This window comes from Halanaerobiales bacterium, from assembly GCA_035270125.1.
Classification (GTDB): Bacteria; Bacillota; Halanaerobiia; order Halanaerobiales; family DATFIM01; genus DATFIM01.
On sequence record DATFIM010000057.1, the window covers coordinates 1 to 9,907 of the forward strand.

6 protein-coding genes are annotated in these 9,907 nt (G+C 32.7%); 4 read left to right on the forward strand and 2 right to left on the reverse strand.

Annotation, left to right across the window (positions count from 1 at the left end; all coding sequences use genetic code 11):
- The 3 genes from VJ881_03075 to VJ881_03085 form a co-directional block, all read left to right on the forward strand.
- Positions 1-1,983: methyl-accepting chemotaxis protein (locus VJ881_03075; GenBank protein HKL75026.1), on the forward strand; the 1,983-nt coding region annotated here is incomplete at its 5' end.
- Between the two features lie 120 nt (positions 1,984-2,103).
- Positions 2,104-3,468 (forward strand): MBL fold metallo-hydrolase, encoded by a 1,365-nt coding sequence (locus tag VJ881_03080; GenBank protein ID HKL75027.1) that lies wholly within the window; start codon positions 2,104-2,106, stop codon positions 3,466-3,468.
- 128 nt (positions 3,469-3,596) lie between these two features.
- Positions 3,597-5,168 (forward strand): Na+/H+ antiporter NhaC family protein, encoded by a 1,572-nt coding sequence (locus VJ881_03085; protein ID HKL75028.1) that lies wholly within the window; start codon positions 3,597-3,599, stop codon positions 5,166-5,168.
- A 100-nt stretch (positions 5,169-5,268) separates the two neighbouring features.
- On the opposite strand, the gene glgP is transcribed toward VJ881_03085, so the two are convergent.
- Complete coding sequence (gene glgP / locus VJ881_03090) at positions 5,269-6,876, reverse strand: alpha-glucan family phosphorylase (protein HKL75029.1); 1,608 nt, start codon at positions 6,874-6,876, stop codon at positions 5,269-5,271.
- Positions 6,877-7,152: 276 nt separating this feature from the next.
- Between glgP and VJ881_03095 the strand changes: the two genes are divergently transcribed.
- On the forward strand, positions 7,153-9,252 hold the full coding sequence (locus VJ881_03095) for an EAL domain-containing protein (GenBank protein HKL75030.1): 2,100 nt from the start codon (positions 7,153-7,155) through the stop codon (positions 9,250-9,252).
- 297 nt (positions 9,253-9,549) lie between these two features.
- On the opposite strand, the gene VJ881_03100 is transcribed toward VJ881_03095, so the two are convergent.
- On the reverse strand, positions 9,550-9,907 hold a 358-nt coding region (locus VJ881_03100; GenBank protein HKL75031.1), incomplete at its 5' end, for a deoxyribodipyrimidine photolyase.

Consider the following 9,907-nt stretch of genomic DNA (forward strand, 5'->3'; position numbering starts at 1 on the left):
ATTTTGATTTTAGTAATGGTTGGAGCAAGTTCTTTTATAGCCTATCGTCAGGCTCAGGGAATCCTTGATGATAGTTTGAAGAATGCCGCTCGTAATTCAGCAAATAAAAACGCTAAAATATTTTCAGAAGCTTTAAAAGAACCTTTTAATAATGTTGATAATATTGACACAAGTTGGGTTAACCAGCAGTCTGGCTTAATATCTACCTTAGATCCAGGTGCTGTAGCTTCATATTTTTGGGGAAATCAGGAAGAAGTATTTATAAATTATGCTAAAAATAAAGAATATTTTAATACCATGTTTTCGATGGGAGTTAATGGAGCTTACACAGCAACAAATGGTGAAGAAACTTTTGAAGGGTCTTATTCTGATAAAAACTTTTATAAAGAAAGTTTAGAGAAAAAAGAAATGGTGATTTCTTCTCCTTTTACTGATCCGGATACAGGGACAGAAGTTGTTGCTATTAGTAAACCACTTTTAATCGATAATGATGTTAAAGTATTAATAGGAGCAACAGTTAAATTATCGTACATACAGAGTTTAACTAAAAATATGAATATAAATGGTCATGGTTATGCCTGGATTATTGATGAAAACAGGAATATATTAACTCACCAGGATCCAGAAATGGTTGGAACAAAGGTTGATATAGAAAAAAATCCTGAATTAGAACAGATTACAAATAAAATGATAGCTGGTGAAAGAGGTTTAGACTATTATAATTATCAGGGTATACAAAAAGAAATAGCTTATGCTCCGATTGAAGGAGTAAATTGGTCTATGGCTATAACTGCTGATCAGGAAGTTTTAATGAAACCGATGCAGAATATGAGAAGAGGTATTATAATAGCAGTTCTTATAACTATTTTAATAGGGATAATAGTAAGTTACTTTATTTCTGCACAGATTGTTAATCCTTTAATTGAATTAAGTGAAGTTGCCAAAAAAGTTGCTAATGGTGATTTAACTGTAGAAATTGAAGAAGATAAAGATAAAGGTGAAATAGGTATTCTAAAAAATGCCATAAGAGAAATGATTGGTAATTTGGCAGCTATGATAGAACAGATTAAAGAAGTGTCAGAACAAATGGCTTCTTCCAGTGAAGAATTATCTGCTTCAGGTCAACAGGTAAGTAATACCGCTGAACAGGTGGGTACCGCTATTCAGGAAGTAGCATCTGGAGCAGAAGAACAATCAGCTCAAATTGATGAAACTCGAGATAATGTTAGTGATCTTGCTTCAGGTATTGATAATGTAAGTGATATGTCAAAAGATATGGATGAACAGGCTGATAATGTAATATCTAATATTGATCAGGGTAAAAATGAAATAAATAATACTATTAAGCAGGTCCAGGAAGTTAAAGTACAGGCCAATAAAACTTCTGAAAATATAAATGAACTTGGAGATTTATCAGAAGAAATTGGAGAAATAGTTGAATTGATCAATGGGATTTCAGCTCAGACCAATTTACTTGCTTTAAATGCAGCAATTGAGGCTGCCAGAGCAGGAGAAGCTGGCCGAGGATTTAGTGTTGTAGCTGATGAAATAAGAGAACTTGCTGAAGAATCCTCAGAAGCTACTGAAAATATAGCAGGATTAATTACTGATATACAAAATAGAGTAGAAGTTACAATTGGCCAGATGAATAAAGCAGAAGATGCAGTAGGTACAAGTGTAGATGCTATTAAATCTACTGAAGATTCATTTGAAGAGATTAATAATGCAGCTCGCAAATTACGAGATTTAATTGAAGATGTATCTCAAGCCACAAGTGGAATGGCTGATAATAGTAGTGAAGTAAGTGCTTCAATTGAAGAGATTGCAGCTGTGAGTGAAGAAGCTTCTGGTAATGCAGAAGAAGTTGCTGCTTCAAGTGAAGAACAAATTGCCGCTACCGAAGATATTGTTGAAGGAGCAGAAGAACTTGCCAAGATTTCTGATAAATTAATAGAGACTATAGAACAGTTTAAATTAAAATAAGTAATATGATAAAAAAGATATATTTACAAGGAAAATCCTCTTGAAAAAGAGGATTTTTCCTATTTTTTGCTGAACTTATAAAGTAGTAAAGTGAAAGAAATAATAGAGGAGGTAAATTAAATGTTTTTTAAAAGAATAGAAACGAAAGGACTTGCTCATTATTCTTATGTTTTGGCAGATGGCAATCAAGGAATTGTGATTGATCCCAGAAGAGATGTAGATGTATATTTAGATCTAGCAAAAGAAAATTCTTTTCAGATTAAGTATGTATTGGAAACTCATCGTAATGAAGATTATGTAGTAGGATCTACCAAAATAGCCAGTTTGACAGGTGCCGAAATTTATCATGCTGATCGAGAATTGGATTATAAATATGGCAATGAATTAAAAGAAGGTAAGAGATATAAGTTTGGTGGTTATGAAATAAAAGCTATAAATACCCCGGGACATACTCCAGATTCATTTAGTTTTGTTTTATATAATAAAGAGGATGAACCCTGGATGGTATTTACAGGTGATGTTTTATTTGCAGGAGATGTAGGAAGAGTTGATTTTTTAGGTGAAGATATGATTGAAGAAATGGCAGGAAGACTTTATGATTCTATCTATGGTAAGATTTTGCCTCTTGGAGATGAAGTTTTACTCTGGCCTGCTCATGGAACGGGTTCAGCCTGTGGTAGTAAAATAGCAGATAGAAAATGGACAACTATTGGCCTGGAGAAAAAATTAAATCATCAGCTTAATTATGAAAGAAGGGATAGTTTTATTAAAGAAGTAGCTGAAATGAGGGATAAGCCTAATTATTTTAAAAAGATGGAAAAAATTAACTTAGAAGATAATTCTCAGAAAGATATTCCCTTTATTGAGCCTTTAACACCTCCAGAATTTGAAAAAATTTCTCAAAAAGATGATACAGTCATTTTGGATACCAGAAAAGAAACTGCTTTTGCTGCTGCCCATATTGGTGATTCTCTTTTCATCTGGGAAGATCGTCTTGCAAAATTTGCTGGTTGGTTTTTACCTTTAGATAAAAAAATTCTTTTAGTAAGTGATAATAATTATCCTCAATCCGAATTGGAGACCTTATATAGAATGGGTTTTGATAATCTTGGAGGATATCTAAAAGGTGATCTTTTAAGCTGGCATATGACCGGCAGAAAAAGTGAGGCTGTAAATATGGTTAATGTGACAACAGCATGTAGTATAATAGATAAAAGAGATGTAGCCTATTTACTTGATGTTAGAAAAGAAAAGGAATTAGAAAAGGGAGGTAAAATTTTAGGTGCTGATAATATTCCCTTACAACAACTTCCAGATAATACTGTAGATATTCCAGAAGATAAAGAAATATATATTTTCTGTAGCAGTGGAGTAAGGTCAATGATAGCAGCCAGCCTTTTAAGAAAAAAAGGTTATCATAAATTAAATGTTATCTTAGGGGGAATCCAAAATTGGAATTCCAAAAGCTGTCCATTAGAAAAATAGAAAATATAATAAAAAATTGATGATTATGTCAAAAAAAGAAGGTTTTTTTTAAATTTTCTTGAATTAAATTAATAAGCTTATTTTATTTTTAATTTTAAAAAAATTCTTAAAAGAAAGGAGAATGAAGTATGGATCATTACGGGATTTTATCTTTAGTACCACCTATTTTGGCTATTCTTTTGGCCTGGTGGACTAAAGAAGTTTTACTTTCACTCTTTGTTGGTGTATTTTCCGGTGCTTTAATTTTAAATGGTTATAATCCTATTGCCGGATTTTACAGAACACTTGACAGTTTTATGTTACCTTCCCTGGCAGATGAGTGGAATGCCGGTATTATTATCTTTACAATTACTATGGGAGGTATGATTGGTATTATCAGTAAGGCTGGAGGAGCGAAATCGATTGGAGAAGCGATTGCCAGTAAGGCCAAGACTGTAAGGAAAACGCAATTTGCTGTCTGGTTTCTAGGAATCGGTATTTTCTTTGATGATTATTCTAACACTTTAATTGTTGGTAATACGATGAGACCAATCACTGATAAGATGAAGATTTCTCGTGAGAAGTTAGCCTATCTTACTGATACCACGGCTGCAGCTATGGCCAGTATTACTCCAATATCGACCTGGATTGCCTATGAGGTAGGTCTTATTAATGATGCTCTCCAAAACATTGGGATGGAAACAAGTGCTTATACCATGTTTGTAAGAACAATTCCTTTTCGTTTTTACAGTATTTTTGCTTTGATTTTGGCTTTAATAATTGTCTTAACCAGAAACGATTATGGTACAATGTTTGATGCAGAAACAAGAGCAAGAAAGACTGGTAAAGTACTTCGTGATGGAGCAACTCCAATGGCTGCTAAAGAGTTAACAGACATGGATGGCCCTGAAGGTAAAAATATGAGTTGGGGTGCTGCTTTAACTCCTATCGCTGTTACTGTTTTAGTAACTTTATTAGGTCTCTGGTATGATGGAGGCGGAATGGCTGGAGAAACTATCCAGGATGCTTTTGGTAATGCAAACTCCAGTAAAGTTTTAATCTGGGCTGCTTTTTCCGGTAGTTTAACTGCAGGAATTTTAGCCTCAATTGGTGGAATTATTCCTATTAAAGATACTGTTGAAGGTTGGGTTGATGGTGCTAAATCAATGATCGTTGCTTCCTTTATCCTTATTTTAGCCTGGTCTATTGGTAGTGTAACTACAGAGCTAGGTACTGCTGATTTTGTTGTAGGAATTGCAGAAGGTAATATTCCTGCCTTTATTATTCCTACCATAGTATTTATTATTGGTGCCTTTATCGCCTTTACTACTGGTAGTTCCTGGGGTACAGTAGCTATTTTAATGCCTTTAGCTGTACCACTTGCTCATTCAATAGGTGCTCCACTTTTACCATCTATTGCTGCTGTACTTACTGGTGGTGTTTGGGGTGATCACTGTTCACCAATCTCAGATACAACGATTATGTCTTCAACAGCAGCCGGTGCAGATCACATGGACCATGTTAAAACTCAGATACCATATGCCTTTGTTGGAGCTATAACCGCTATAATCTTTGGATTTATTCCAGCTGGTTTTGGTTTCCCAGCTTATTTATCACTTCCATTAGGAATTATAGCAATGTATATCTTCATTAAATATATTGGTAGAACAGTTGAAGAACATATGGAAGATATTGACTTAGATGATATTACAATGACTTAAAAAAGTTGATCTATTAGATAGTGAATCAAAGATATAATTTAATATTAAATAATTGCATAAAAAGGCCCTGGTGTAAAAACCAGGGCTTAACTTTTGTTTATTAATAGAGTTTTTTATAATATTTTCTGACCATTTCTTTAGCCGAAAATCTATCATAAGTATCTTCTATACTATTTTGCATCATCTTAGTCCATTTATCTTTATTTTCATAATAAGTAGGTAATACTTCTTCTAGCAAAACCTTATAAAGATGTTTGAGGTCATGTTTATCCTGACCATCACCCTGATAGCCATTTCCAAACTGCCAGCCATTAATTCCGTGGCGACAGGCTTCAGGCCACCAGCCATCTAAGATGCTTAAATTGAGAATACCATTCATGGCAGCTTTCATTCCAGAAGTACCACTTGCTTCCAGAGGACGACGTGGATTATTAAGCCAGAGGTCTACTCCTCTAGTTAGTATTCTTCCAATTTCAATATTATAATCTTCCAAAAAGACGACACTATCTGGATATTTTTCAGTCATTTTAATTAGATTCTGAACAATATCCTTACCTGTATCATCAAGTGGGTGGGCTTTTCCAGAGAAGACAATCTGAATATCTCCATTTTCTAAGTATTCTCCAATGATTTCAGGTTTTCTAAAGATAAAATCACTTCTCTTATAAGGGGCAGCTCTACGGGCAAAACCAATTAAGAGTTTATCTTCATCTAATTGAGTTCCAGTATTATCTGCAATATAATCTATTAACTCACCTTTGATTTCCTGATGTGAATCCCAGAGTTCTTCAGGATTATCCTTATTTTTTGTAATTCTTTGATCTACCCAGGTTGGACGGTGAACACCATTAGTAATAGCTTTAATTGGAGCTCTGTTATCAACATCTTCCCACATCCTGCGGGCTGTATCTCCGTGAAGTTGAGCAACTCCATTTGCGACATTAGCAAGTTTTAGCCCGGCAACAGTCATATTAAAAGGTGCTCCTCCAATCTGAACCATTTGGTCGAGAGTAAGGCCATTATTTGCTCCCATATATTCCATAATTTTGAGGCCATGTTCTTCATTACCTTCTTTAATGGGAGTATGAGTTGTAAAAGCAACTTCTTTTCTAGTTTTCTTCCAGGCCTGCTCAAAAGTCATCCCCATTGCCATTTTTTCCTGAATAAGCTCAGTACCAGCCAGAGCAGCATGACCTTCATTAAAATGATAAATATCTATATCAAGATCAAGTTTTCTTAAGGCTTTAACTCCTCCAATACCAAGAACAATTTCCTGGGCCAGTCTTTCTTCTTCAAACCAGCCGTAAAGTTGTCCGGTAATCCAGCTATTTGAACCATTTTCATCAAGATTGGTATCAAGTAGATAAAGAGGATTATTATCATATTTTTCTAGTTTCCAGACCTTAACTTTTACATCTTCTTCTCTAACTTTAACTGTAACTTCAACTCCAGTATCTTCTAAGTAATCATAGATATAATCATTTGTGGGATAACAATCATAGGGTCTACCATCATCATCAATCAATTGTTTTGTATAACCCTGACGCCAGAGAAGACCAATACCAATAAGGTCTTTGTCTAAATCCTTAGATGCTTTTAAAATATCTCCGGCTAAAATTCCCAGTCCGCCAGAATAAATTCTCATATCTTCATGAAGACCGTATTCCATACAGAAATAGGCAACACTTTTATTATTTTTCTTTGACATAAAATCACTCCTTTTTTTAAATGTATGTAAAATATAGTTTATGCAAACCTTTGCATTAATTATATCATAAGTATTAAAAGGAAAAAAGCCTTAATTAGAAAAAATATTATAAAAATTAAAAAGAGGAAAATGATGAAAAATCACGAATTATAATATTAGGCAAAAATGTGATAATATTAAAAATAAACCTTTAATGTTTAATTATGGTAAAGTATAAAAGTGTTATAGCTATTATTATAAATAATAATAAGTGTTCACAGTGGGGTGAATCAGGTAATGAAGGGTAATGAAGAACAGGGATGTTTTAGAGAATTATTAAATGAAGTATCAGCCCAGGTAGTTGCTTTTAATAAAAATTATGAAATTAAATGGGCAAATCAAAAAGCAAAAGATTATTTGAATTATGGAAAAGAATTAAAAGATAAAAATTGTCGTCAGTTATTTTTTGAAAATGATTTTAGTATTAAAGAGTCAGAAATTGAAGAATGTCCTTTTGAAGAGATATTTCAAAAGAACAAAAAAATAACGGAAGAACTAACTAATAACCAGGGTGAAACCTGGGAAATTCAATGGTTTTCTTCTGAAAAAGATGATAAAGAAATAGGATATATGATAGCCTATAATATTACCAAACCCAAAAGAATAGAAAACAAGCTAAAAGAAAGAAGTGAAGTGTTTTATCAGGTTAGGTCAAAATTTCATGAATCACAGGAAAAATTTCAATCTCTTTTTGTTCATAATCCTGATGCGATTTGTGCTATTGATCTTAAGGGTAAGGTACTTTCTGCTAATCCAGCTTTAGAAGATATAACAGCTTATAAGCCGGATGGTATAATAGGATCTAAATTTATTGATTTAATTAAAAAATCTGATACAAGAAGGGTACAAAATTACCTGCATAGAGTTAGTTCAGGTAAAAACGTAGAATATGAGACTAGTATTGTAACAGCAGATAATAAAGAAGTTATTGTTAATATTAAGAGCTTTCCGATGGTAGTTGAAGGGGAAATAGTTGCTATTTATTCTATAATTAAAAATATAACTGAAAAGAAAAAATTTGAAAAAAAGTTAAGAGAAATCGCCTATTATGATGACTTAACTGGACTCCCTAATAAAAACTATCTGGAAGATAAAATAGATAAGATCTTAGAAAAAGATCAAAAAGCAGCTATTTTGTTTTTGGATCTGGATCGTTTTAAAAGAATAAATGATTCTTTAGGCCATAAAACTGGTGATGAGGTCATAAAAAGAACAGCAAAAAGACTTAATAAAATTGTTTATGGGGGGATAGTTGCCAGATATAGTGGAGATGAATTTATAATAATTTTAGAAGATATAAAAAACAGGGAAGATGCAGTAAATAAGGTTGAAGAAATTACTAATGAATTTTCAACTTCTTTTATGGTAAATAAGAGGAATATCTATCTTTCTTTAAGTATGGGAGTTGCTATTTATCCAGATGATGGAGTTGACAAAAGTGATTTAATTAAATATGCCTATCTTTCAATGCATAAAGCTAAGGATAAAATGGAAAAATGGTATCATTTCTTTGATGCCGGACTTATGAATGAAAAAATTGGTGAAGAAAAGCTTAATATGGAAGGTGAATTACGTAAAGCTATCAAAAATAATGATTTTTATCTAAAATATCAACCCCAAATTGACCTCTATAATGGTGAGATAGCAGGATTTGAAGCTTTAATTCGCTGGGATCATGAAAAATTAGGTAAAATTTCACCTGGTGAATTTATTCCTCTGGCAGAAGAAACAGGCCTTATTAAAGAAATTGGAAGATGGGTAATTAAAGAAGCCTGCCGTCAGGTTAAAGTATGGCGAGAAGAAGGGCATAAACCTGTTAAAATGGCTATTAATGTTTCTATTCATCAACTAAAAGATCCTAATTTTATTGAAGAAATAAAAGAAATTATAAGGGGAAATGAACTTAATCCTCAATATCTTGAGCTTGAAATAACTGAAAATATAATGAGGAATCTAAATGAACTAGAAGTTATCTTAGATAAATTAAAGGAGATAGGTGTTCAGATCTCTATAGATGATTTTGGCACAGGTTATTCATCTTTAAGTGTTTTACAGGGACTGCCAATTAATACTTTAAAAATAGATAAATCATTTATAATAAACAGTACAAATGATGAAAAATCAGCTACTTTAGTAAAAACGATTATTAACATGGCTAAAAACCTTGATTTAAATATAATAGCTGAAGGAGTGGAAGAGAGAACACAGGTTGATCTCTTAAGATCAAATGACTGTCGGACAGGCCAGGGCTTTCTTTTTAGCCGTCCTTTACCTGTCAGTGATATTACTGATATCTTAGATTTTGACAGCTCAGGTTTTATCTTAGATACAGTTTAAGATGAAAAAAGAATAATAGTAACAAAAAATCAATTTTATTACTTGAAATAAGAGAATAGGAATTTTAGCGATTGTTTGTTAATACATCTTAATGAACTGAAATATAAAATAAAACCTAAATTAAATCATAATTTTAAGACTAAAAAATAAATTTAGCTTAGCTTAACTACCTTAGCTTATATGCTTTCTTTTAGCTAAGGTAGTTTTATTTTATATAGAAGTGAATTATAGATGTATCAAACAAGCGGTAGATGAACATTCCTTATTTCAAGTAATAAAATTTTGACTTTTGACATATTATTTTTCAGTTAACTGTTCTATCTGTTGGACATAGAGATCTGCTGCAAATTTACGATTTAGTCCATTTGCATTCATATAACGGGTTTTACCAAAAACCTTTCTTTCTTTCCAGGCTCTATCATGTTTACCAAAACACCAGGCAATACCGGCATAACTATTTGGATCTCGGCCATCAAGAGAATATTTATTATTAAGATAGAGGGAAATCTCAAATGCATCCTGAGGTGAAGGTGTCCATTCTAAGATTTTTTTGGCCCAATACATACGCATATAACCATGCATTTTTCCGGTTATTTTCATTTCTTTTTGAGCAGCATTCCAGTATTTATCATGGGTTGCTGCTTTTTCAAATTCT